This is a genomic window from Pseudorhizobium endolithicum (assembly GCF_902153245.2).
In the GTDB taxonomy this organism is placed as follows: Bacteria; Pseudomonadota; Alphaproteobacteria; order Rhizobiales; family Rhizobiaceae; genus Neorhizobium; species Neorhizobium endolithicum.
Genome location: NZ_CABFWF030000014.1, coordinates 170,055 through 190,870, shown reverse-complemented (window position 1 = coordinate 190,870; position 20,816 = coordinate 170,055). Strand labels below are relative to the sequence as shown.

The 20,816-nt window shown below is 61.9% G+C and carries 25 protein-coding genes; 16 read left to right on the top strand and 9 right to left on the bottom strand.

Features of this window, described 5'->3' with window-relative positions; genetic code table 11:
- Positions 1–29 precede the first annotated feature (29 nt).
- Together RTCK_RS16165 and RTCK_RS16160 are read right to left on the bottom strand one after the other, a co-directional pair.
- Entirely contained in the window at positions 30–473 is a 444-nt protein-coding gene (locus tag RTCK_RS16165) for a metal-dependent phosphohydrolase (protein ID WP_142593542.1), read from the bottom strand.
- Positions 470–844, bottom strand: coding sequence for a GFA family protein (locus RTCK_RS16160; RefSeq protein ID WP_142522459.1), 375 nt, complete (start codon positions 842–844; stop codon positions 470–472). Before RTCK_RS16160 ends, RTCK_RS16165 begins: the two co-directional genes overlap by 4 nt.
- 242 nt (positions 845–1,086) lie before the next feature.
- Between RTCK_RS16160 and RTCK_RS16155 the strand changes: the two genes are divergently transcribed.
- From RTCK_RS16155 to RTCK_RS16145, 3 genes are all read left to right on the top strand, one after another.
- Positions 1,087–2,040: a 1-phosphofructokinase family hexose kinase gene (locus tag RTCK_RS16155; RefSeq protein WP_142593541.1), complete on the top strand. Its 954-nt coding sequence runs from the start codon at positions 1,087–1,089 to the stop codon at positions 2,038–2,040.
- 87 nt (positions 2,041–2,127) lie between these two features.
- Positions 2,128–2,286 (top strand): YqaE/Pmp3 family membrane protein, encoded by a 159-nt coding sequence (locus RTCK_RS16150; protein WP_142593540.1) that lies wholly within the window; start codon positions 2,128–2,130, stop codon positions 2,284–2,286.
- 112 nt (positions 2,287–2,398) lie between these two features.
- A complete protein-coding gene (locus RTCK_RS16145) occupies positions 2,399–3,175 on the top strand; it encodes a DUF1194 domain-containing protein (protein WP_142593539.1) in 777 nt (258 codons plus the stop codon).
- Between the two features lie 6 nt (positions 3,176–3,181).
- Here the strand turns inward: RTCK_RS16145 and RTCK_RS16140 are convergent, their stop codons facing one another.
- Entirely contained in the window at positions 3,182–4,915 is a 1,734-nt protein-coding gene (locus RTCK_RS16140; RefSeq protein ID WP_142593538.1) for a sensor histidine kinase, read from the bottom strand.
- A gap of 300 nt (positions 4,916–5,215) precedes the next feature.
- On the opposite strand from RTCK_RS16140, the gene RTCK_RS16135 reads away from it, so the two are divergent.
- Positions 5,216–6,019 carry a TIGR02587 family membrane protein gene (locus RTCK_RS16135; RefSeq protein ID WP_142593740.1) on the top strand — a complete coding sequence of 268 codons (804 nt, stop codon included), beginning with the start codon at positions 5,216–5,218 and terminating at the stop codon, positions 6,017–6,019.
- A gap of 9 nt (positions 6,020–6,028) precedes the next feature.
- Positions 6,029–6,439: a TIGR02588 family protein gene (locus RTCK_RS16130; RefSeq protein WP_142593537.1), complete on the top strand. Its 411-nt coding sequence runs from the start codon at positions 6,029–6,031 to the stop codon at positions 6,437–6,439.
- Here the strand turns inward: RTCK_RS16130 and pobA are convergent.
- Entirely contained in the window at positions 6,436–7,605 is a 1,170-nt protein-coding gene (gene pobA / locus RTCK_RS16125; RefSeq protein ID WP_142593536.1) for a 4-hydroxybenzoate 3-monooxygenase, read from the bottom strand. The genes RTCK_RS16130 and pobA overlap by 4 nt on opposite strands.
- A gap of 109 nt (positions 7,606–7,714) precedes the next feature.
- On the opposite strand from pobA, the gene RTCK_RS16120 reads away from it, so the two are divergent.
- On the top strand, positions 7,715–8,605 hold the full coding sequence (locus RTCK_RS16120) for a helix-turn-helix domain-containing protein (protein WP_142593535.1): 891 nt from the start codon (positions 7,715–7,717) through the stop codon (positions 8,603–8,605).
- Here the strand turns inward: RTCK_RS16120 and RTCK_RS16115 are convergent.
- Positions 8,595–9,824, bottom strand: a complete 1,230-nt coding sequence (locus RTCK_RS16115) for a glycerate kinase type-2 family protein (RefSeq protein WP_142593739.1) — start codon at positions 9,822–9,824, stop codon at positions 8,595–8,597. The genes RTCK_RS16120 and RTCK_RS16115 overlap by 11 nt on opposite strands.
- Positions 9,825–9,977: 153 nt before the next feature.
- On the opposite strand from RTCK_RS16115, the gene RTCK_RS16110 reads away from it, so the two are divergent.
- Positions 9,978–10,316 carry a hypothetical protein gene (locus tag RTCK_RS16110; protein WP_142522467.1) on the top strand — a complete coding sequence of 113 codons (339 nt, stop codon included), beginning with the start codon at positions 9,978–9,980 and terminating at the stop codon, positions 10,314–10,316.
- A 5-nt stretch (positions 10,317–10,321) separates the two neighbouring features.
- Here the strand turns inward: RTCK_RS16110 and RTCK_RS16105 are convergent, their stop codons facing one another.
- Entirely contained in the window at positions 10,322–10,759 is a 438-nt protein-coding gene (locus RTCK_RS16105; RefSeq protein WP_142593534.1) for an Lrp/AsnC family transcriptional regulator, read from the bottom strand.
- A 114-nt stretch (positions 10,760–10,873) separates the two neighbouring features.
- Between RTCK_RS16105 and rocF the strand changes: the two genes are divergently transcribed.
- Together rocF and RTCK_RS16095 are read left to right on the top strand one after the other, a co-directional pair.
- Entirely contained in the window at positions 10,874–11,794 is a 921-nt protein-coding gene (gene rocF / locus RTCK_RS16100) for an arginase (protein ID WP_142593533.1), read from the top strand.
- The gene (locus tag RTCK_RS16095) at positions 11,791–12,861 is read left to right on the top strand and encodes an ornithine cyclodeaminase (RefSeq protein WP_185928038.1); all 1,071 of its coding nucleotides are present in this window, start codon (positions 11,791–11,793) and stop codon (positions 12,859–12,861) included. The genes rocF and RTCK_RS16095 overlap by 4 nt, the downstream gene beginning before the upstream one ends.
- A 5-nt stretch (positions 12,862–12,866) precedes the next feature.
- Here RTCK_RS16095 and pcaQ read toward each other — a convergent pair whose 3' ends face one another.
- Positions 12,867–13,793: a pca operon transcription factor PcaQ gene (pcaQ, locus tag RTCK_RS16090; protein WP_142593532.1), complete on the bottom strand. Its 927-nt coding sequence runs from the start codon at positions 13,791–13,793 to the stop codon at positions 12,867–12,869.
- Between the two features lie 94 nt (positions 13,794–13,887).
- On the opposite strand from pcaQ, the gene pcaD reads away from it, so the two are divergent.
- The 5 genes from pcaD to RTCK_RS16065 are packed head-to-tail and all read left to right on the top strand — an operon-like array spanning position 13,888 to position 17,549.
- Positions 13,888–14,685 carry a 3-oxoadipate enol-lactonase gene (gene pcaD / locus RTCK_RS16085; protein WP_142593531.1) on the top strand — a complete coding sequence of 266 codons (798 nt, stop codon included), beginning with the start codon at positions 13,888–13,890 and terminating at the stop codon, positions 14,683–14,685.
- A 4-nt stretch (positions 14,686–14,689) separates the two neighbouring features.
- Positions 14,690–15,124: a 4-carboxymuconolactone decarboxylase gene (gene pcaC / locus RTCK_RS16080; RefSeq protein WP_142593530.1), complete on the top strand. Its 435-nt coding sequence runs from the start codon at positions 14,690–14,692 to the stop codon at positions 15,122–15,124.
- Entirely contained in the window at positions 15,105–15,845 is a 741-nt protein-coding gene (gene pcaH / locus RTCK_RS16075; protein WP_142593529.1) for a protocatechuate 3,4-dioxygenase subunit beta, read from the top strand. Before pcaC ends, pcaH begins: the two co-directional genes overlap by 20 nt.
- Before the next feature lies 1 nt (position 15,846).
- On the top strand, positions 15,847–16,464 hold the full coding sequence (gene pcaG / locus RTCK_RS16070; RefSeq protein WP_142522475.1) for a protocatechuate 3,4-dioxygenase subunit alpha: 618 nt from the start codon (positions 15,847–15,849) through the stop codon (positions 16,462–16,464).
- A gap of 23 nt (positions 16,465–16,487) precedes the next feature.
- Positions 16,488–17,549, top strand: coding sequence for a 3-carboxy-cis,cis-muconate cycloisomerase (locus tag RTCK_RS16065; protein WP_142593528.1), 1,062 nt, complete (start codon positions 16,488–16,490; stop codon positions 17,547–17,549).
- Positions 17,550–17,604: 55 nt separating this feature from the next.
- Here the strand turns inward: RTCK_RS16065 and RTCK_RS16060 are convergent, their stop codons facing one another.
- Both RTCK_RS16060 and RTCK_RS16055 read right to left on the bottom strand, forming a co-directional pair.
- Complete coding sequence (locus RTCK_RS16060) at positions 17,605–18,243, bottom strand: L,D-transpeptidase (RefSeq protein WP_185928037.1); 639 nt, start codon at positions 18,241–18,243, stop codon at positions 17,605–17,607.
- A 292-nt stretch (positions 18,244–18,535) separates the two neighbouring features.
- Positions 18,536–19,288 (bottom strand): IclR family transcriptional regulator domain-containing protein, encoded by a 753-nt coding sequence (locus RTCK_RS16055; protein ID WP_235988724.1) that lies wholly within the window; start codon positions 19,286–19,288, stop codon positions 18,536–18,538.
- A gap of 112 nt (positions 19,289–19,400) precedes the next feature.
- Here RTCK_RS16055 and RTCK_RS16050 point away from each other — a divergent pair, with 112 nt between their 5' ends.
- On the top strand, positions 19,401–20,108 hold the full coding sequence (locus RTCK_RS16050) for a 3-oxoacid CoA-transferase subunit A (protein WP_142593525.1): 708 nt from the start codon (positions 19,401–19,403) through the stop codon (positions 20,106–20,108).
- Positions 20,105–20,806, top strand: coding sequence for a CoA transferase subunit B (locus RTCK_RS16045; RefSeq protein ID WP_142593524.1), 702 nt, complete (start codon positions 20,105–20,107; stop codon positions 20,804–20,806). The genes RTCK_RS16050 and RTCK_RS16045 overlap by 4 nt, the downstream gene beginning before the upstream one ends.
- Positions 20,807–20,816 lie beyond the last annotated feature (10 nt).

Genomic DNA, 20,816 nt, shown 5'->3' with positions numbered 1-20,816 from the left:
GGCGTCACTCCCTGAAACATGCCGGCCGCTCAAGACGACCGCGCGTCGATCGAAGCCTCCGGCCGTCGGCCAAGCAGCCGCAGACCCTCCTCATACTTTGCGGTATCCGCTCCGGCTTTGCGGGCTGCCGCGAGATTGTCCCGGAGGTCCGCTTCCTTAACCTTTCGCGCCAGGGCATTTCCCGCAGTGCGCCTCACCAGAGCCGGATGGCTTTCGTCCGCGCGTCTGGTGAGGGCGGCCACGGCTGCGACGATGCCGTTGGTAAATCCTTCGTGCCGCAGTCGATCGAGCGACCAATCCGGTGCGCTCTCCACCACATCATGCAACCAGGCAACGATCTTTTCGTCTTCCGCCGAGACTGCCGCCGCAACCCGGGCGACGTGACCGAGCACCGGCTCGCCCGTCTTCCGCTTGATCTGGCCCGCATGGGCCTCTTCCGCGATCGCACGTGCGCGCTCAACCAAGGCGGTCATGGCCGGTCCTCGTCGAACTGCTCGGCGCCGGAAAGGGGAGGAAGCCAGTCTTCCCGCCGCTTCGTCCAGATCTCGTAAGTCGGCTCCAGATCCGTGGGTGCCATGTCGAGCGAGCCGACGCGAATCTCGACCTCATCCCTGCCCACGTTGAAAAGCCTGGACCCGCATGTGCTGCAGAAGCCGCGACCGTTGAATGTCTTAAGTTGGCCGCGGCTCTCGAATGCATGAGCCGGCCAGACGGCGAATGTGACGAAAGCGGAGCCGCTTTCCCTGCGGCAATCCGTGCAATGGCAAAGACCAACGCGGATCGGAGGGCCTTTGGCCGAGTAGGTGACAGCACCGCAGAGGCAACTGCCGGAACGGATGATCATTGCAATCTCCTGCGGGCAAGTTCCGCATCGAGCTCTGTATACGAGTAGTCCGGGAAACGGCGCGGGAGCCTCGATGGTTCCTGCACGCTCGTTCCCGTGGTTCAGCGAAGGAACGAGCTGCCGGAACCGATTGTCGGGCGCTAGCACTTGGCTGTTCCGGAATGACCCCTTAAATGGCTGATGCATGGAGACCGTGTCCCTGACACCGGCTCCATCTGGTACCGACCGAAAGGCTAAGGTGTATGGCTTCGATCCTGTGCGTAGCGCTCAATCCCTCGATCGATCTTGCCAACGAGGCGTCGAGGGTGGTCCCGACCAAAAAGGTCAGAACTCGCAATCAGCGCCAGAATATCGGAGGCGGGGGCGTGAACGTCGCGCGTGTTCTGGCGGAGATGGGCGACCGATGCGAGCTTTTGGTACTTGCCGGTGGCGCAACGGGTCAGGTCTTCCTGGATGCGATTCGGAAGCTACCCGTCGATCTGCATACGATCACGACTCAGGGTGCGACCCGCATAGCCTTCATGGTCAAGGACATGGAAGCCGGCGACGAATATCGTTTCGTTCCGGAAGGGCCCCTGGTCACGCCCGATGAATATCAGCAGGTCCACCGCTACCTGTCACAGGGACAGTGGGATTACGTCGTCCTGAGCGGCAGCCTGCCGCGAGGTATTCCGGATGATGCCTACGCACAACTGGCGGCGCTGTTGGTAGATCGCGATACCAGGATCATCCTAGATACGTCCGGTCCGGCCCTGAAGGAAGCCCTCAAGGTCGGCGGATTGTTCATGATCAAGCCCAGCCTCGATGAGCTTGAGGGGATCGTAGGGCAGAGCCTGACGGAGGAGACTGCCGTGGTGAAAGCTCAAGAACTCATTGCCCGGGGCGCGGTCCAGCATGTCTGCCTCTCGCTCGGGCGGCAGGGCGCCATGCTGGTCAGCGCGAACCAGTTCCTGAAACTGCCGTCCTTCCCCGTGAAGGTCGGATCGACCGTCGGTGCAGGAGACAGTTTCGTCGGAGGCATGCTGTGGGGGTTGATCCACAATTATCCGGTGGAGGAAGCTTTCCGGCTGGGGGTTGCTGCGGGTGCCGCAACGGTGATGAGCGAAGGGACTGACCTGTGCCGCCGCGAGGATGTGTTCGCTCTTTACCGGCACGGCAGCCAAGGTCTTACGACCGGTCAGTTGGCTCCCGCCTAAAGTCTCTGGTTCGCCCGCTCCGGGAGATGAACCACATCACGTCTGCGGCGTTGTCCCACCACATGACGGTCAATCCGGAGACATCTCGTGGACATCATCCGCATTCTTCTCGCGTTCCTGCTCCCGCCGCTGGGGGTCTTCCTTCAGGTGGGGCTCGGCCTGCATTTCTGGCTGAATATCCTACTGACGCTCATGGGCTGGCTACCCGGCATTGTTCACGCCCTCTGGGTGATCCTGAGGAGATGAGGCGTCCGGCGCTGAGTCTCACTCGAATTTGAAGAGGGGCAGGAACGCGTGCATACCGGAAGGCAGATCCTGTGCTACAGTGCGTCCGGACGGAGTTCAGGATCGAGGCCCCATGCTAGCCACGCTTGCCGTACTCGTTTCGCTGTCGGCGGCTCCGCCTCTTCTTGCTCAGGCCGGCGGAGGCAGTGAAGTCGATGTCGAACTCGTCCTCGCGGTCGACGTTTCCCGCTCCATGGACTACGAGGAGGTCCGTATCCAGAGACAGGGCTATGTTGAGGCGTTACAGCACCCCGATTTCATCAATGCCGTTCGTGGCGGTCTTCTCGGCCGGGTGGCGATCGCCTATTTCGAGTGGGCGGGGACCGTCGATGCGAGTTCGGTGATCGAGTGGGCTGTCGTCGAGACGAGTGAGGACGCCGACGCTTTCGCGGCGCAAATCGCCGAACGGCCGATCCAAACCAAGCGCCGCACCTCGATCTCCGCGGCCATCGCCGAGGGGGGGTCGATGATCGTCTCCAATCGATTCCAGGGAATGCGGCAGGTCATCGACGTTTCGGGGGACGGCCCCAACAACGTCGGCCAGCCGGTGGTGCCTGCGAGAGACCGGGCGGTGGAGGCGGGCATCGTGATCAACGGCCTTGCCATAATGATCCGGCCGTCCGGAGCTTTCGTACCTCTAGACGAATATTACGGAAATTGCGTGATCGGCGGACCGGGTGCATTCGTGTTGCCGGTTCACGACATCAAGGACTTCGCGGTCGCCGTGCGCCGAAAGCTGGTCATGGAAATCAGCGGGATTTCGCCGTCGCCCGACTACAAGCGTATCGACTACAGCGAAGCCGACTGCCTTGTCGGAGAGCGGCAATGGCAGAACTTCCTCGACCGATAGGACGCCTCAGGACATCCCGTTGCTGGCGGGCTCGGCCTCCCCTGGCGATGCCTGCGTCAGGTTCTGATCGCTATCATCCTCGGAGGTTGACAGTAGCCGGGTCATCGAAGCCGCCATCTGAAAAAGCAGCCCTTCCGGCAGGTATTCGAGCTTAACGTCCGCCTGTAACTGCTGGGAAAGGACCCGTTCGATCATCAAGGTCCCGAAGCCTTCCCGTTCGGGGGGGCGAACAAGCGGCCCCTGCCTCTCCTGCCAGGTGAAGGTAAAGGGCTCGCTTCTGTCGCCAAAGCACCACCGGATGTTGATCCGCCCTCTCTCCGTCGAGAGTGCTCCGTACTTTGCCGCGTTGGTGCATAGTTCGTGCAGTGCCATGGAAAGGGAGAGGGCAACCGACGAGGCGACCTCCAGGTCACTTCCGGCAATCGAGAAACGCGGATGGGCCGGATCCTCGAACGGAGCGATAGCGGTCTCGACTGTTGCCTTCAGCGATGCGCTCTGCCAGTTCTTCGTCAGCAGTTGGTGCGCGCCTGCCATGGCATGAAGGCGTCGGAAGAAAGCGTCGGAGGCTTCCTCCATGGATTGGGAGGACCGGAAGGTCTGGCGCGCCACCGCCTGAACCATGCTCAGGATGTTCTTGATGCGATGGTCCAGTTCGCGGATCAGCAACTGGCGCATCCTGTCGTCTCTTTGTTGCTGCTCACGCCTTAGCGCCAGTTCGTCCATGAAGGCATCAATGGCCGCACCGATCGTTTCGAACGTACCGTTCCCCGTCATGCCGGTGCGGGCGGTCTCGTCGCCTCGGCGCCATGCATTCACGGACCGCACCAGGTGGCGAGCCGGACGACGAATGAGAGCGTGGCCGGCCCACCATACTACGAGGAACGGTCCGACGATGGCCAGCGCGATCACCGCGAGGCCGAAGCGAGTCACTTTGCTGACCTGCTGAAGACCCCCTTCTACGGAAACACCCGCGCTCACGTAGAAGGTGTCTTGAGACGGATAGTATGCGATCACCCGTCGCGTCCCATCCTGGCTCGTCACTTCCATCGTTCCGGGGACGTTTGCTTGCACCAGGTGCTGGTAGTCTTCCGGAATTTTTGTTCCGACGAACCGCTCGGGGAAGGGTTCCCGGGCGATGATAACGCCGTTGCGGTCGGCAATGGTCAGCGCGTTGCCCCCGAAGTATTCCCGCTCGCGCACCCTGGCTCCCAGCCAATCGAGGTCGAGATAGGCAACGACCACGCGGGCAAGGTTGCCGTTCTCGACGACGGGCAGTGCCAGCGGCAGTGCGGGCTGCTTCGTCATCCGATCGATGATGTAGGTTCCGAGGATGAACTCTCCCTTCTCTACTGCTTCCCGAAAATAGTCCCGGTCAGAGAAGTCGGTATGGTCGTTTGCCTGGGATGTACACAGCAACCGGCCTGAGGGATCCAGGACTGCGATGTTTTCAACCACCTCAAGTTTGTCATCGACCACGCGCAGATAGTCGCTGCACGGCTGCCCGGGTCCCGTCTGCAAGATCGGGACGGTCGAGAGAACATCGAGCGTGCTGCGGATGGAGGACACGATGCGGCCCATTTCCAGCGAAGCCAGGCGGCCCGCCGTGAGCGCATTGGTGTGGATCTCCCGATAGGCTGCCTGGCGTGCCGACAGAAGGTTATATGTCAGCACGAGCATCGCCGGCATGAGCGCCAGAAGCGTCAACAGCAGCAGTCGCCCGGTGACCGACATTCTCTTCATCGCATGCCCCGCACGGTCCCGAGGGCCCTACCAAGCTTCTAGAGCAAATTCCTTTCATCGCAAAGCGGGGACGGGGCAAAACCCCGAAAGATCAAACGCCTGCACGGGAGGACCGGCGTGATGAATGGCTTGATCTTGTTCCGCCTCATCCTAGCTAATGACGCAAACGAAGCCGTTGCGGCAGCGTCGCCTGGAGGGCGTGCCAGAACGGCGTGCCGGGACAGGATCGAGGGAGCGAAGGCGGTGGAAACAGCAGTCAGCGGAGAGGCGGACAAGTCTTCCCGCGAAGCACGCCGGTTCATGGTCGGCATCGGGCGCGGCGCCGCAGGCGCGCTGATCTTCGGCATTCCGATGTTGATGACGATGGAGCTCTGGTATCTCGGCTTCTACATGGAGCGATACCGTCTGCTTCTGCTCCTGCTGGTCAACATCCCCCTGCTGGTCGTGCTGGCCCACCGGATAGGATTTGAAGAGACGTTCACTTGGCGGGAGGCGCTTCGTGACGCCGCAATCGCCTACGGGATTGCAATCGTTATCAGCGCCGCGGTGTTGCTGATGCTGGGTGACATCAAGGCGGGGATGCCGCTGAGCGAGGTGGTCGGAAAGATCGCCATCCAATCCGTTCCCGCCAGTATCGGCGCTCTGCTGGGACGATCCCAGTTTGGTGGGCAGGAGGAGGCCGAGGACGATCGGAAGGAGAGCGAAATCAGCACGGGCTATGGCCGCGAGCTCTTCATGATGGCGATCGGTGGGCTTTTTCTCAGCCTGAACGTCGCTCCCACCGAAGAGATCATCCTGATCGCCTTCAAGATGACGCCCTGGCACGCGATCACCGTGATCGGCGTGTCGATCGTCGTCATGCATGGGTTCGTCTATGCTGTGGCCTTTCGGGGAACCCATGAACTTTCCGAGGAGACGCCGGGCTGGCACGCCTTCGTGCGGTTCACGCTGCCCGGCTATGTCGTCGCCTTTCTGATCAGCCTCTATGTCCTTTGGACCTTCGGGCGGCTTGACGACACCGCTCCCACCCAAATCCTCATGTCCGCGGTCGTGCTTAGTTTCCCCGGTTCGATCGGCGCGGCCGCGGCGCGCCTGATCCTGTAGGGTATCCTCATGACTACAAGTTCCAACAATCGCCATACAGAAGCCGTCAAGCCCCATTGGGTGGAGTGGGCAACCGGGGTCGTGTCGGCCATGATCGTGCTGACGATGATCGCGTGGATCGCGGGAGAGACGTTGCTGCAGGAGGATGTGCCGCCGAGCTTCAGCTTCACCGTCAGCGCCGTTACGCCGGTCGAGAACGGCCATCGCGTGGAATTCGATATCCTCAACCGCGGAACCTTGACCGCGGCTGCCGTCTCCGTGCGGGCAGAGATTACGGAGCAAGGGCAGCCGGTCGAAGATGCGGAGGTGACTTTCGACTATGTACCGGGCAACTCGAAGGCCAGTGGTGGCGTTGTCTTTACCGGGGACCCGACCGGCCGGAACATCCGCCTCCGCGCCATGGGGTACACGGATCCCTAGTAGGGAAGACCTACGTAGTTCTCCGCGAGAGCGGCGGATGCCGAGGTGGAGCCTATCAGATAGTCGAGCTCCGCATGCTGGATCTTCTGCTCGAAGGCTCCGGTCCCAGGGAACCGGTGCAGCAGCATGGTCATCGACCAGGAGAAGCGCTCCGCCTTCCAGATCCGCTTGAGTGCCCGGTCGGAGTAAGCCTCAATCCCGGCCTTCGTCCTGTCGCGGTAGAATTCGTTCAATCCCTCGAACAGGTAGTGCACGTCGCTTGCCGCCAGATTTAGCCCTTTCGCGCCTGTCGGCGGAACGATATGGGCGGCATCTCCGACCAGAAAGAGCCTGCCGAAACGCATGGGTTCGGCGACGAAGGATCGCAGCGGTGCGATCGACTTTTCAAAGGAGGGACCCGTGACCATTGCCTGCGCATGTTCCGCAGGCAACCGCGCCCGCAACTCGTCATAGAACCTGTCGTCGCTCCAGTCGTCGATCCGTTCGTCCAGCGCGCACTGAATGTAGTATCGGCTGCGGGTCGTCGACCGCATCGAGCAGAGAGCAAAGCCGCGCGGATGATTGGCATAGACGAGTTCGTGGCTGACGGGCGGCACGTCCGCCAAAATTCCCAGCCATCCGAAAGGATAGACCTTTTCAAAGGTCTGCAGCGCTCCATCCGGCAAGGATTTCCGGCTGATGCCGTGGAAGCCGTCACAGCCGGCGATGAAATCGCAGTCGATCCGGTGGCTCACTCCGTCTTTGCGATAGGTGACGTAGGGGCGTTCTCCTGCAAAATCGCAGGGCGCCACCTCCGTCGCCTGGTAGAGCGAGGTAGCACCGGTCTGCTCCCGGCGATCCATCAGATCGCGGGTTACTTCAGTTTGGCCATAGACCATGACCCGCTTGCCGGTCAGGGCGTGGAGGTCGATACGATGATCGCGGCCATCGAAGGCCAGCGATATGCCCTGGTGGGGCAGTCCCTCCGCATGCATGCGCTCACCGGCGCCGACACGGTCAAGCAGATCGACCATTCCCTCTTCCAGGACACCCGCCCTGACCCGTCCAAGCACGTAGTCCCTGCTCGCCCGTTCAAGGATGACATTGTCGATGCCGGCATTCGTCAACAACTGGCCCAGAAGGAGGCCGGACGGGCCCGATCCGATGATGACGACCTGTGTACGCACGCTTTGCTCCTCCCGAGTAACTTGACGAATGCTAGTCTTGCAGTGGGGAGGCCGGAATGGACAATCTCAACCAGTTATAGGACAAAACGTACCTCGTTGAGGTGTGTCGATGAACAACCTGCCCGTTCCGATTTACGGCCTGTACGGAGAGCGCCAGTCAAATGAGCCCGATTTCTGGGCCCATTGCGAAACCATCGCGGCGCGAAGCAGCACCCATGACTGGGAAATCAAGCCTCACCGCCACGACGGCTTCTTTCAGATTTTATACATTCGAGCGGGCTCGGGAGATGCCCTCATAGAGGGCCGCCGGACCGTATTGCAGCCGCCCTGCATCGTGCTGATGCCTCCACGCGTCAGCCACGGCTACCGCTTTTCCCGCGACATTGAAGGATTTGTCATCACGGTTGTCGCCGACCGGCTACCGATCACGGCTCATCTGTCTGTACGACGCGAGGATTGGCTGCAGGCTCCTCGGATGGTTATTATCAGAAGAGATGACCTCGATTACCTCGATGCGACAGTGCGGGAGCTGGCAAGGGAGTTCGAGGTCCGGCGCGGTCGCCACAGCGGCCTGATGGAGGCGCTTCTCACCACGACGGTCTTCCTTGCCGGGCGCGCCCGGATGCCGGAGGGAGGGGCGGCTCCGGCGCGGTCAAAGCAGGGCCGCGTGGATGCCTTGAAGGCCTTGATCGAGGCGCGGTTTCGCGAGCACCTTCCGGCGCAGGCCTACGCTCTGCTCCTCAACGTGTCGGCAACGCATCTGAACCGCATCGTGCGGGAGGTGACGGGAATGACGGTACACGATCTGGTCATGGTCCGGGTGATGGACGAAGCCTGCCGCGCCCTCGTCTTCTCGCCGGGAAGCGTCCAGCAGATCGGCGAAAGCCTAGGATTCACCGATCCCGCCTATTTCTCGAGGTGCTTTCGAAAGCGCGTCGGCCAGACGCCCGGCAGCTATCGCCGTATGGAACGCATGAGGTTCGACAGAACTACCGAATAAGAAGCGCTCGGAAGTCGTTGACGTTCGTACCCGTGGGGCCTGTTGTGAAAAGATCCCCCAAGGTGTCGAACGCGGTGAAGCTATCATGCGTCGCAAGCAGGGTTTGCGGGTTGAGGCCTGCCGCCCTTAGGCGCTGAACGGTCGTTCCGTCGACAAAAGCCCCTGCATTCGCTTCCGATCCATCGATACCGTCCGTGTCGGCAGCGAGTGCGGAGATCGAATGACCGGCTATGGACAGCGCCAGCGCAAGGGCGAACTCCCCGTTACGCCCGCCACGCCCGCCGGTTGCGTTCAGCGAAACCGTGGTCTCGCCCCCGGAAAGCAGGACGGTCGGTTTGCGGAAAGGCCGGTTGCGAAGTGCGATTTCCCTGGCGATCGCCGCATGGGCAAAGGCCACATCGCGAGCTTCTCCCTCCATGGCATCGGAGAGTATGTGGGCGGCCACCCCGTTCCGCCGGGCAACCTCTGCCGCCGCTTCCAGGGAAATGCCCGCCGACGCGATCACGTGGTGTTCGTTGCGATGGAACGCCTTGTCCTCCGGGTGGGGCGCACCGGCGCCAGGAGAGCGGAGATGCGCGAGCACCGGTGCGGGCAGATCAAGCTTGTAACGCGCAACGACATCGAGCGCATCCCGCCGTGTCGATCGGTCTGGGATTGTTGGGCCCGATGCAACGAAGGCGGGATTGTCGCCGGGAATGTCCGATACGACCAGTGTGACCACACGAGCCTTGGTCGCAGCGGCGAGCCGGCCGCCCTTGATCGTGGAGACATGCTTTCGCACGGTATTCATCGCGGAGATGGATGCGCCTGAAGACAGCAGTTCCCGGTTCAGGGCGATTTCGTCGGCAAGCGTCAGTCCCGGCGGCGGGGCCGGCAGGAGCGCGGAGCCGCCACCACAGATCAGTGCAATGACCAGATCCTCTGGGCAGAGGTCCGAAACGGCATCCATCAACTGCCGGCTTGCCGCCAATCCCGCATCGTCGGGAACGGGATGCGCGGCCTCGATCACCTTGATCCCGCGTGTCGAACATCCGTAGCCGTAGCGGGTGACGACGACGCCTGAGAGAGGGGCATCCCAAAGATCCTCCAAGGCTGCGGCCATCTGAGCCGCGCCTTTTCCCGCACCGATCACGACGGTGCGGCCCCCTATGGGAGCGGTCGGCAGATGCTTGAGAAGGCCGGCACGGGGATCGGCGGCAGCGACCGCGACATCGAACATGTGCGCCAGAAGGTCACGATCGTCCACTATCCGTCTCCTTGGTGTTCAACAGGTTGCCCATTCCCGCCGCTCGCGTCAACGCCGCCGGGAGATCGGAACAAAGACCGGATTGGCGTGTTGACAAACTGTCAAGCAGACGGAGGAGTGTGCAGCATGAGTGAGCACCTCACACAGGCAAGCTATCCCGGAGAGATCGACATCAAGGGCGACCGCGCCCCGGTCACATACAAGATCAAGGCGATGAAGGAGGACGACGGAGCCATCCACGTCGGCGTCAGCCTTACAGCGCCGCGCGACTGGCTTCTCAAGCACGGATTTCGCCATGAGGCCACACTACATCGCAAGAGCGGTGAGCCGGTGCCTGTCCGCTTCGAAGAGACCCTGAACGTTGCCGACAACATCGCAGTCACCTTGTATACGGACGAATTCGTCTACCGAAGCCGGGAAGAACTGACCAGGAGTTTTCCGGAATTGGCCTCGGCTGTCGGCTGAACCCGTCAGAGCTTGGCCCTGGTGCTGAGGGGCGTGGCAAGTAGAAGACTGGTCTCGCTGGCGGTGATACCGGGGACCAGTCGTATCCTCCGTAGAATGGCATCAAACTCGGTGAGCGTGGCGGCCCCGAGTTCGGCTATCAGATCCCACCGTCCATTGGTGGTGTGAATGGCGGATATTTCCGGGAAAGCGCTCAGTGCGGAAATCACGCGATCCGTCACCCGCCCTTCGATCTCAACCATCATGATTCCCCTGACGGGCAGGTCGACGGCATCGGCACGAAGGATGACGGTATAGCCGATTATGCTGCCGTTCTGTTCCAGCCGGTCCATGCGCGCGCGAACCGTAGAGCGCGAAGCGCCCAGTTCCGCAGCAAGGTCGGAAATGCCCCGGCGGCCGTTGTGCCGCAGAAGGGTTATGAGCTTCTCGTCCAATGTGTCCATGCATTTTGCTCAATCGTGGATGTCGAATTGATAACGTCCTGCGGAAACATTGGCAATTATCACTGTTCATTCCGCCGACGGTCCGTGGTCTCTTTGCTTGGAAAGGGGGGTCTCATGCTTTGCAAGTTGATCGGCATTCCGTTGCAGGAGGGCGCGTCGCGTCTGGGATGCGAAATGGGCCCGAGTGCCCTGCGTGTCGCAGGCCTGGAAACGGCTCTGCGGGAGCTTGGGCACGAGGTTCTCGATTTCGGGAACCTGTCCCCCTCTGGCGTAGTCGACAAACATCATCCCAACAGAGCCATCCGCAACCTCGGCACAGTCGCCGGATGGATAGATGCCATAGCCGAAGCTGCCTATAGCGAGAGCGGCGAAGGGCTGCCCATCTTCATGGGTGGCGACCACGCCCTATCGGCAGGGACCGTGGCGGGCGTGGCCCGGCGGGCGGCGGAAGAGGACAAGCCGCTCTTCGTGCTGTGGCTGGATGCCCATTCGGACCTCCATTCGCTCGACTCCACGGCCAGCGGCAACCTGCATGGGGTTCCCGTGGCGTATTTTACCGGACGGTCTGGCTTCGAAGGCTATTTTCCGCCCCTGGCGTTTCCTGTTCCGACCTCCAATCTCTGCATGATCGGCATCCGCAGCGTCGATCCGGCCGAACGGGCGGTTCTGGCCTCAACCGATATCACCGTCTTCGACATGCGCGACATCGACGAGCATGGGGTTGCGGCGCTGCTGAGGCGGTTTCTCGACCGCGTTTCGGCAGCCGGCGGGCGGCTGCATGTCAGCCTAGACGTCGATTTCCTCGATCCTGCCGTAGCCCCGGCCGTGGGGACGACGGTTCCGGGAGGAGCCACGTTCCGTGAAGCCCATCTCGTGATGGAGATGCTTCACGATAGCGGCCTCGTAACGAGCCTCGATCTCGTAGAGCTCAACCCCTTTCTGGATGAGCGCGGCCGGACGGCGACATTGCTGGTCGATCTGACAGCCAGCCTGCTCGGCCGCCAGGTACTCGATCGTCCGACACGGAGTTTCTGATGGTGCCGGAGAATCTGAATCTTGTGCCTTTCGTCAGTGTCGAGAACATGATGGATCTCGTCCTGGAGATCGGTATCGACACCTTTCTGCGTGAACTCGCCGAGTTCATCGAAGAGGATTTCCGGCGTTGGGAGCGTTTCGACAAGACGGCCCGTATCGCCTCCCACTCGGCGGACGGCGTCATAGAACTGATGCCGACGAGCGATGGGCGGCTCTACGGGTTCAAGTATGTCAATGGTCATCCCAAGAACACGCGTTCCGGCCGCCAGACTGTGACTGCCTTCGGTGTCCTGGCCGATGTAGACAACGGCTATCCCGTGCTCCTGGCCGAGATGACGATCCTGACGGCGTTGCGCACGGCTGCGACCTCGGCTGTCGCTGCGCGGTATCTCGCACGTCGAGAGAGTGCGACCATGGCTCTGATAGGCAACGGAGCACAGAGCGAGTTCCAGGCCCGTGCCTTTGCGGCTCTGACAGGCGTTCGGGCGTTGCGGCTCTACGATACCGATCCTTCGGCGAGCCGTCGGTGCCGACGCAACCTCGCCGATGTCGGGCTCGACATCCGCATCTGTAGCACCGCGGAAGAGGCGGTCGAGGGCGCCGACGTCATCACGACAGCCACGGCCGACAAACAATATGCGACGATCCTCACCGACAACATGGTCGGTCCGGGGGTCCATATCAATGCGGTCGGCGGTGATTGCCCGGGCAAGACCGAGCTTCACCGGGACATCCTCCTGCGGTCGGATATCTTCGTTGAATATTCGCCTCAGACCCGTGTCGAGGGAGAAATCCAGCAACTGGCACCCGACCATCCGGTCACCGAGATCTGGCGGGTCTTCACCGGCGTTGCGCCTGGCCGCAGTTCGGAATCGCAGATCACCCTCTTCGACAGCGTCGGTTTTGCGACGGAGGATTTTTCGGCGCTGCGCTATGTCCGCAGCAAGCTCTCCGGTACCGGTCACTACACCGAACTGGACATGCTGGCCGACCCGGACGAACCCCGCGATCTCTACGGCATGCTGCTGAGGCGCGAGGCGCAGAGGCGGGAACCGGTCGAGGCCTGACCGGGTCACCGTGTGGGCATGATCTCTTCGGCGGCTTGCCGGATCGTCTGCATGAGGATGGTCTGGGGTGCCGAAGGAGGCGTGTCCGCCTTCAGCGTCAGGCCGACCGGCCCTCTGGTCTCGCTCGTATCGACCGGCAGCGCGACCAGCAATCCCTCCGCGAGATCGCTCGACACAACGCCCTCGGAAATGATCCAGACGGCGTCACTCGTGCGGACGAAAGAACGGCCGAACGAGTGGGAGACGGTTTCCACCTGTGTCGGCAGATTGCCGATGCCGTTGGCGATGAGGAGCTGCTCGACAATCGGACGGATGATCGATCCGCGGGTCGGCATCAGGATCGGAAAATCTTCCAGTCGAGGGAAGATCGATGACGAACCGCCGAGCAGGGGGTGAGCCGGCCTGACGGCAAAGACCACCCGCTCCGAATAGAGATGCTCGAAGGAAAAGCCGGTCATCTTCTCCGGAGCCGCGAGGCGTCCGACGACGAGGTCGAGATCCCCCACCCGCAATTGCTCCATGAGGACCGCATTCTCTCCCGTGACGATCTTGATCCGACTGCCCGTATGGTGCTGGAGAAAGAGCGACATGGCGCGCGGCATGATGCGCGTGGAGACCGTGGGCAAGGCACCCACGCGAACGGGGGGTGCGGTATGGAACGCCTCCTGCGACACCGAATCGATCCCCTGCCGAAGTGCGGTGAGCGCTGCGCCCGCGTATCGCAGGAAGATTTCGCCATGACGCGTGAGCCTGATGCCGCGGCCATCACGCTCGAAGACCGCCACCCCGAGCGCGGCGTCGAGCTCGCGGATGGTCTTGGTGACTGCCGGCTGGCTGACATGTAGAATGTCGGCGGCTTTCACCACGCTTTTTTGCCGGGCAACTTCGAGAAATGTATGCAGATGCCGGAGTTTGACGTGATGATTTTCCATTTTTCCATAACCTTGTGGTTAAGGATATCGTTGTGTAAGTCATTTTACTTAACCGAATGCCGGATGCAATGCTGTCTCTAGGGAGGAGAGGCCAATGCAGTTTGTACGCATCAACGATGTCACCATTCGATATTCGGTGACGTCGGAAAATCCCGCCAATCCTGTCCTCGTCCTCGTCAATTCCCTGGGTACCGACGGCCGCATCTGGCACCATGTCCTGCCCAAGCTCTCCGACGATTTCACGATCCTGACCTACGACAAGCGGGGACATGGTCTCTCCGACCTTGGCGACGCCCCCTACAGCATCGACGACCACGTCGATGATCTGATCGGCCTCCTGGACCACCTGGAATTTTCCCGGGTTGTGATCTGCGGCTTGTCCGTCGGCGGAATGATCGCGCAAAGGCTCTACGAAAGGCGCCCGGAACTCCTGAGGGGAATGATCCTTTCCAATACCGCGCACAAGATCGGCGCCAGGGAGATGTGGAACCAGCGCATTGCGGCGGTGGAAGCGGGCGGTATCGGCAGCCTTTGCGACGAGATCATGTCGCGATGGTTCACGTCGGAATTCCGCCAGCCGGCCAACCCCGCCTATCAGGGCTATTGCAACATGCTAACCCGCCAGCCACTGAGCGGCTATACCGGCACCTGCGCGGCGGTGCGAGATGCAGATTTCACCGCCTCCGTTCCCAAGATTGCCGTTCCCGTCCTCTGTATTGCCGGCGAGTATGACGGATCGACGCCGCCCGAACTGGTGCGCTCGCTTGCCGATCTCATTCCGGGTTCGCAGTACAAGATCATCGAAGGTGCCGCACACATACCATGCGTCGAAGCGCCTGCAGCCTATGCCGCGGTGATCCGCAGTTTTCTTTTCAACGACATCATGGATTGAGCCGATGACCGATTCCCCGGGCGAAAGCGAGCGGTACAAGCAGGGCCTGAAGACGAGGCGGTCCGTCCTCGGCGACGCTCATGTCGATGGCGCCCTGCAGCGCGAGACGTCGTTCGACAGGCCTTTCCAGCAGTTCATAACCGAAGGCGCCTGGGGCACGCTGTGGTCGCGGCCGGGCTGGACGAAGCGGGAGCGCTCCATCGTCACGATCGCGCTGCTGGCGGCGCAGGGCCATTACGAGGAGGTGGCGATGCATATCCGCGCCACCGCCCGCACAGGTGCGACAAAGGAGGACATCTGCGAGGCGCTCATGCATGTGGCAGTCTATGCGGGCGTGCCGGCCGCCAATCATGCGTTCAAGATAGCCAAGGCGGTCTACGCCGAAATGGAAGGCAGCACCACAGCCGGGGGAGGCAAAGATGAGAAACGCACCGCCTGAAACCACACCCTTCTTTCCGCGCGATCGCGAGATGCATCCGCCGGCCTATACGCCGTGGTACAAAACGTCGGTCTTACGCTCACCCCAGCGTGCGCTGATCTCGCTGGAAGGAACCAAGAGCGAGATCACTGGGCCCGTCTTTGGCCACAACATCATCAACGAGTTCGACAACGACCTGATCGTCAACTATGCCAAGCCGGGCGAAAGCCCGATCGGTCAGCGCATTCTGGTTCACGGACGTGTTGTCGACGAGCGGGGCGTCGGCGTCGCGGGCGCGCTGGTGGAGTTCTGGCAAGCCAATGCCGGCGGCCGCTATCGGCACAAGAAGGAAACCTACCTTGCGCCCCTCGATCCGAATTTCGGCGGCGTCGGTCGTACGATCACCGACGAGAACGGCTTCTACTGGTTCAAGACGATCAAGCCAGGTCCCTATCCCTGGCCGAATGGTGTCAATGACTGGCGGCCCGCCCACATCCACTTCTCGATCTTCGGCCACGGATTTGCGCAGCGCCTGATCACTCAGATGTATTTCGAAGGCGACCCGCTGATCTGGATCTGCCCGATCGTCAAGACCATTCCGGACGAGGAAGCCATCAAGCGGCTGATCGCGCCGCTCGACATGAACGCCACGATCCCTCACGACATGCGGGCCTATAAGTTCGACATCGTGCTTCGCGGGCGTCGTTCGACCCTGTTCGAGAACCGCAAGGAGGGGAACTGACATGGTTCAGCCGCTGGGTTATCTGAAGGAGTCAGCCTCGCAGACCGCCGGGCCCTATGTTCATATCGGATGCACGCCGAACTTCACGGGCATCCATGGGGTTTATGATCATGATCTGGGCTCTGGTTCGCTGGTGAACGAACAGACACGCGGCGAACGGATCACCATCCGCGGGAGAGTGATCGACGGAGCCGGCACGGCTTTGCGCGATGCGCTCGTGGAGATCTGGCAGGCGGACGCCGACGGTTTCTACAACAGCCCGTCAGAAACTCGTGGCAAGGCGGATCCGAACTTCTTCGGCTGGGCGCGCTGCCCCGGCGATATGGAGACGGGGGAATTCGTCTTTGAGACGATAAAGCCCGGCCGGGTGCCCTTCCGGGACGGGCGGTTGATGGCGCCGCATGTGAATTTCTGGATCGTTGCGCGAGGCATCAATCTCGGCCTCAACACCAGGATGTATTTTTCCGACGAGACGCAAGCGAATGCCGAGGATCCGATTCTCGCACGCATCGAGCACAAGGTGAGGGTGCCGACCCTCGTCGGAAAGCGGGACGGTGACACCGTGACCTTCGACATCTATCTTCAGGGCGAAAACGAGACGATCTTCTTCGACATCTGAACGTAGACATCCGATTGGGCGCCATGAGCATCTGTGCTTTCGACCATCCCTATCTCGGCGGCCTCCTCGGTGACGAGGAGACGGCCAGGTTTTTTTCGGTCGAGGTAGAGATTGCGGCCATGCTGGCCTTCGAAAAGGCATTGGCCGGCGCCGAGGCGTCGGCCGGGCTCATTTCCGCGGAACATGCGGAGCGGATTGCCGAGGTCTGCAGCGATTTCAGGCCGGATGTGGAGGGCCTGAGGAGAGGGACGGCGAAGGACGGCGTAGTCGTTCCGGAACTGATCAAGCAACTGCGCCGGGCGATCGGCGGGGAGGCCGCCCAGCATGTCCATTTCGGTGCTACCAGCCAGGACGTCATCGACACTGCCCTGATGCTCCGCCTGAAGGGGATCTGCGCATTGGTTCAGGGTCGGCTCGACCAGTTGGACGCTGCCTTCCGCCGGATGGACGAAAGCTTCGGGTGCCGTCCGCTGATGGCGCACACACGCATGCAGCCGGCAATCCGGATCACGGTCGGTGATCGCGTCCGGGCCTGGGCGGAACCGCTTCGGCATCACGGCAGCAGCCTCGCCCGGCTCCAGGACAATGGGCTTGCCCTGCAATTGGGCGGCGCGGCCGGAACGCTGGAGAAGCTTGGCGAGAAGGGGGCGGTGGTTCGTGCCGCAGTCGCCGCCGAACTGGGCCTCGTCGACAAGCCCCAGTGGCAGAGCCAGCGCAATGTGATCGTCGAGTTCGGCAGCCTGCTGTCACTCATCAGCGGCGCGCTCGGAAAGTTCGGGCAGGATGTGGCCCTGCTTGCTCAAGGCGGCTTCGAGATCGAGCTTGCCGGCGGTGGCGGATCATCGGCGATGCCGCACAAGCAGAATCCGGTTGCGGCCGAGGTCCTGGTGTCGCTGGCACGGTTCAATGCCGCGCAGGTCGCCGGCCTGCATCAGGCGCTCGTTCACGAACAGGAAAGGTCCGGCGGCGCCTGGACCCTCGAATGGATGATCCTGCCACAGATGATCGCGGCAACCGGCGCAGCATTGCGGCTCGCTCTGGAGTTGACGGGCGCGATCGTATCCCTGGGTGCTGCGGAGAGCTGAACAATATCGGGCCGGTTGTGACCCTGCCTCCGCAGGGGATGCCACTAGGAGGTCGTCAGGCTTGCGGCGCAGCCGATGGGACGTGAGGTCCTTGGAGAACGACAACCCGTGTCCCGTTCGGAACCCGCCGGTAAAGGTCAACGATGTCCTGGTTCAGCAGCCGGATGCAGCCGCTGGAAACGGCCTTGCCGATCGTCCAGTCTTCCGTCGTCCCGTGAATCCGGTAGAGGGTATCCTGGCCGTCCTTGAACAGGTAGAGGGCGCGGGGCCCCAGCGGGTTCATGACGCCGGGCTCCATGCCCGAGGCGAGCGGTCCGTAGCGTTCGGGTTCGCGCGCGATCATATCCTGCGTGGGTGTCCATCGTGGCCATTGCCGCTTGTACTGGACAACGGCGTTGCCTTCGAATTCCAGGCCCGCCTTGCCGACCCCGATGCCGTAGCGCATGGCTCGGCCATTTTCCCCGACGAGGTATAGATAACGAGCCTGGGTGTCGACGACGATCGTGCCGGTGGGCTCGTGCGTCGGATAGCCCACCTCACGGCGCCAGAACCGGGGCTCCACGCGGCTGAGGTCCGCCGGGCCTATGGGAAAAGGCTCGCCCTCTATCGCCCCATACATCGCGATATACTCCGCCGGTATCACCGGCTTGGTGGTGTGGGTGGGACGCGCGGTCGTGGTGCAGCCGGCCATCATCAAAGGGCTTGCGATCAACAGAGTTCGGCGGGTGAATTTCAACAAGGTGGGATCCAGGCGAGGAGTGACGTCGAAAGGGTGTTCGGCGGTTTTGGAATGCACCCTGCTGTCAGCAGCACGGGTGGTCCTGCTCTTAACGGGCCCTTGATGGTGGCGGCAACTCACACACGCTCACCAAAGCGTGAGTACGCCAATCGTATGTCGCGGCCGACACGGAGCCCTTGCGCGCTGGTTCGTCGAAAGAAGGCGAAGTCGCCGTTGCGGACATCGGGATGTTCCGATGATCTCGTGCCTACCGAAGGATCGGCTGGAGCGTATCCGCGATGTCCAGCAAGGGTCTCAGAAAGCGGTCGGCCAGTTGGTTTGCCGGAATCTGTGCCGCCGGCGCGCCGATATTGACGGCCGCCACCACCTGGCCATGGGCATTGCGCAAAGGCACGGCGATGGAGCACAGCCCGAGTTCCAGCTCCTGATCGATGATGGCGAAGCCTTCGCGCCTGATCTTTGCCAATTCCTCCATCAGTTCCTCCAGGCCGGTTCTCGTATGGGATGTAAAGGCATGCCGGTCCGTCTCTTCCATCCTCCGTCTGGCGTCCTCGTCAGGCAAGGCGGCGAGCAGGACGCGGCCCATCGACGCGCAATAGGCCGGCAGCCGGCTTCCCGGGACCAGATTGATGGACATGACCCGCCGCTGCGACGCACGTGCCACATAGACGACATCCGCGCCATCGAGGACGCTTACAGAGGCGCTCTGCTCGACCTCGCGGCACAGGCGATCGAGATGGGGCTGGACGATCTGAGGGAGCGGCGTGGCGGAAAGATAGGCGTGCCCAAGCCTGAGGACGCGCGGCGTCAAGGCGAAGAACTTGCCGTCGTAGTCTGCATAACCGAGCTCGGCCAGAGTGAGCAGACAGCGGCGGGCCGTGGCCCGGTCGAGGCCGGTCAGCCGCGACGCGTCCGAAATGGAGAGCCGGGGGCTGGTTTCACCGAATGCCTCCAGTACCCGCAGTCCCTTGGCGAAGCCGCCGACAAAGTTCTTTTCCAAGCGTTTCTCGTTTTGTGCGTTATGCGAACAAAAATCGAATAACGCACAAACCGGTTGCTGTCCAGCCGGATGCCGGATATGTCTCCGCACGCGGCACGAAGTGGAGGGATGTGTGGACAAGACCGTTGCGAGCGTCAGGGACGCGGTGTCGGAAATCAACGACGGGGCCACGATCATGATCGGCGGCTTCGGGGGATCCGGTGCTCCAATCGAGCTCATTCATGCGTTGATAGACCGGCGCCCGAAGGATCTTACAGTCATCAACAACAACGCCGGAAACGGCCGTATCGGTATCGCGGCGATGATCGATGCCGGCATGGTCCGCAAGATGATCTGCTCGTTTCCCCGCTCCTCCGATCCTCGCGCCTTCACGGAAAAATACGTGGCAGGCGAGATCGAGCTGGAACTGGTGCCGCAGGGGACCCTTGCCGAGCGGATTCGCGCCGGCGGCGCCGGCATCCCTGCCTTCTACACCCCTACCGCGTACGGCACGGAACTCGCCGAGGGCAAGCCGATCGCCGAGTTCGACGGCCGCCCCTATGTTCAGGAACGTTGGCTCAAGGCGGACTTTGCTCTCGTCAAGGGATTGCTGGGGGATACCCATGGAAACCTGACCTACAGCAAGGCCGGGCGGAACTTCAATCCGCTGATGTGCATGGCGGCGGCGAAGACGATAGCGCAGGTGTCGAAGATCGTTGCGGCCGGCGAGATCGATCCGGAGCATGTCGTCACCCCCGGCATTTTCGTGGACCGGGTGGTCGAGGTCGCCGACGCCCGCCAGGAAGAAGAGCTCGTTCGTGCCGGAGTGGCCTACATATGACAGCCGATACGCCTATCGATACCCGCGAAGACATAAAACTCACCAATGCCCAGATCGCTTGGCGTGCCGCCCAGGACATTGCCGACGGCGCCTATGTCAATCTCGGCATCGGCTTCCCCGAGATGGTGGCCGGCTATCAGCCGTCCGGGCGGCAGGCGGTCTTCCATACCGAAAACGGCATTCTCAGTTTCGGGGAAGCGCCTCCGCCCGGTGAGGAGGATTGGGATCTGATCAATGCCGGAAAGAAGGCTGTCACCCTGAAGCCGGGGGCTTCCTTCTTCCACCACGCGGACAGTTTCGCGATGGTTCGCGGCGGCCATCTCGACGTTGCCATACTGGGTGCGTACCAGGTGGCGCAGAATGGCGATCTTGCGAATTGGCGCGTCGGCGCCAAAGGCGTACCTGCGGTCGGCGGGGCCATGGATCTCGTGCACGGCGCAAAACAGGTCTGCGTCATCACCGAGCATGTCACCAAGAACGGTGAGCCGAAGCTTGTGGAGAAATGCACCTTTCCGCTCACCGGCGTGGGCTGCATCACCCGCGTATACACAAGCCATGCCGTGGTCGACATTGTCGGCGGCCGCTTCGTCCTGCGGGAGAAACTGGCGGCAATGTCGCTGGAGGAACTGCAGGCCATGACCGGAGCACCGTTGCATCTGGATGGAGCCGTGGCCGATCTCGTCGTGCCGGCACTTTGAGGAAAACACC

Bases quoted from the DNA above. Each gene is read 5' to 3' on its own strand.
- pcaQ (WP_142593532.1), bottom strand. From the start codon at position 13,793: ATGGAAAATCATCACGTCAAACTCCGGCATCTGCATACATTTCTCGAA.
- pcaG (WP_142522475.1), top strand. From the start codon at position 15,847: ATGGTTCAGCCGCTGGGTTATCTGAAGGAGTCAGCCTCGCAGACCGCC.
- RTCK_RS16105 (WP_142593534.1), bottom strand. From the start codon at position 10,759: ATGGACACATTGGACGAGAAGCTCATAACCCTTCTGCGGCACAACGGC.
- RTCK_RS16110 (WP_142522467.1), top strand. From the start codon at position 9,978: ATGAGTGAGCACCTCACACAGGCAAGCTATCCCGGAGAGATCGACATC.
- RTCK_RS16060 (WP_185928037.1), bottom strand. From the start codon at position 18,243: ATGATGGCCGGCTGCACCACGACCGCGCGTCCCACCCACACCACCAAG.
- RTCK_RS16120 (WP_142593535.1), top strand. From the start codon at position 7,715: ATGAACAACCTGCCCGTTCCGATTTACGGCCTGTACGGAGAGCGCCAG.
- pcaC (WP_142593530.1), top strand. From the start codon at position 14,690: ATGACCGATTCCCCGGGCGAAAGCGAGCGGTACAAGCAGGGCCTGAAG.
- RTCK_RS16165 (WP_142593542.1), bottom strand. From the start codon at position 473: ATGACCGCCTTGGTTGAGCGCGCACGTGCGATCGCGGAAGAGGCCCAT.
- RTCK_RS16045 (WP_142593524.1), top strand. From the start codon at position 20,105: ATGACAGCCGATACGCCTATCGATACCCGCGAAGACATAAAACTCACC.
- RTCK_RS16160 (WP_142522459.1), bottom strand. From the start codon at position 844: ATGATCATCCGTTCCGGCAGTTGCCTCTGCGGTGCTGTCACCTACTCG.
- RTCK_RS16065 (WP_142593528.1), top strand. From the start codon at position 16,488: ATGAGCATCTGTGCTTTCGACCATCCCTATCTCGGCGGCCTCCTCGGT.
- RTCK_RS16145 (WP_142593539.1), top strand. From the start codon at position 2,399: ATGCTAGCCACGCTTGCCGTACTCGTTTCGCTGTCGGCGGCTCCGCCT.
- pcaD (WP_142593531.1), top strand. From the start codon at position 13,888: ATGCAGTTTGTACGCATCAACGATGTCACCATTCGATATTCGGTGACG.
- pcaH (WP_142593529.1), top strand. From the start codon at position 15,105: ATGAGAAACGCACCGCCTGAAACCACACCCTTCTTTCCGCGCGATCGC.
- RTCK_RS16140 (WP_142593538.1), bottom strand. From the start codon at position 4,915: ATGAAGAGAATGTCGGTCACCGGGCGACTGCTGCTGTTGACGCTTCTG.
- rocF (WP_142593533.1), top strand. From the start codon at position 10,874: ATGCTTTGCAAGTTGATCGGCATTCCGTTGCAGGAGGGCGCGTCGCGT.
- RTCK_RS16135 (WP_142593740.1), top strand. From the start codon at position 5,216: ATGGTCGGCATCGGGCGCGGCGCCGCAGGCGCGCTGATCTTCGGCATT.
- RTCK_RS16130 (WP_142593537.1), top strand. From the start codon at position 6,029: ATGACTACAAGTTCCAACAATCGCCATACAGAAGCCGTCAAGCCCCAT.
- RTCK_RS16115 (WP_142593739.1), bottom strand. From the start codon at position 9,824: ATGTTCGATGTCGCGGTCGCTGCCGCCGATCCCCGTGCCGGCCTTCTC.
- RTCK_RS16155 (WP_142593541.1), top strand. From the start codon at position 1,087: ATGGCTTCGATCCTGTGCGTAGCGCTCAATCCCTCGATCGATCTTGCC.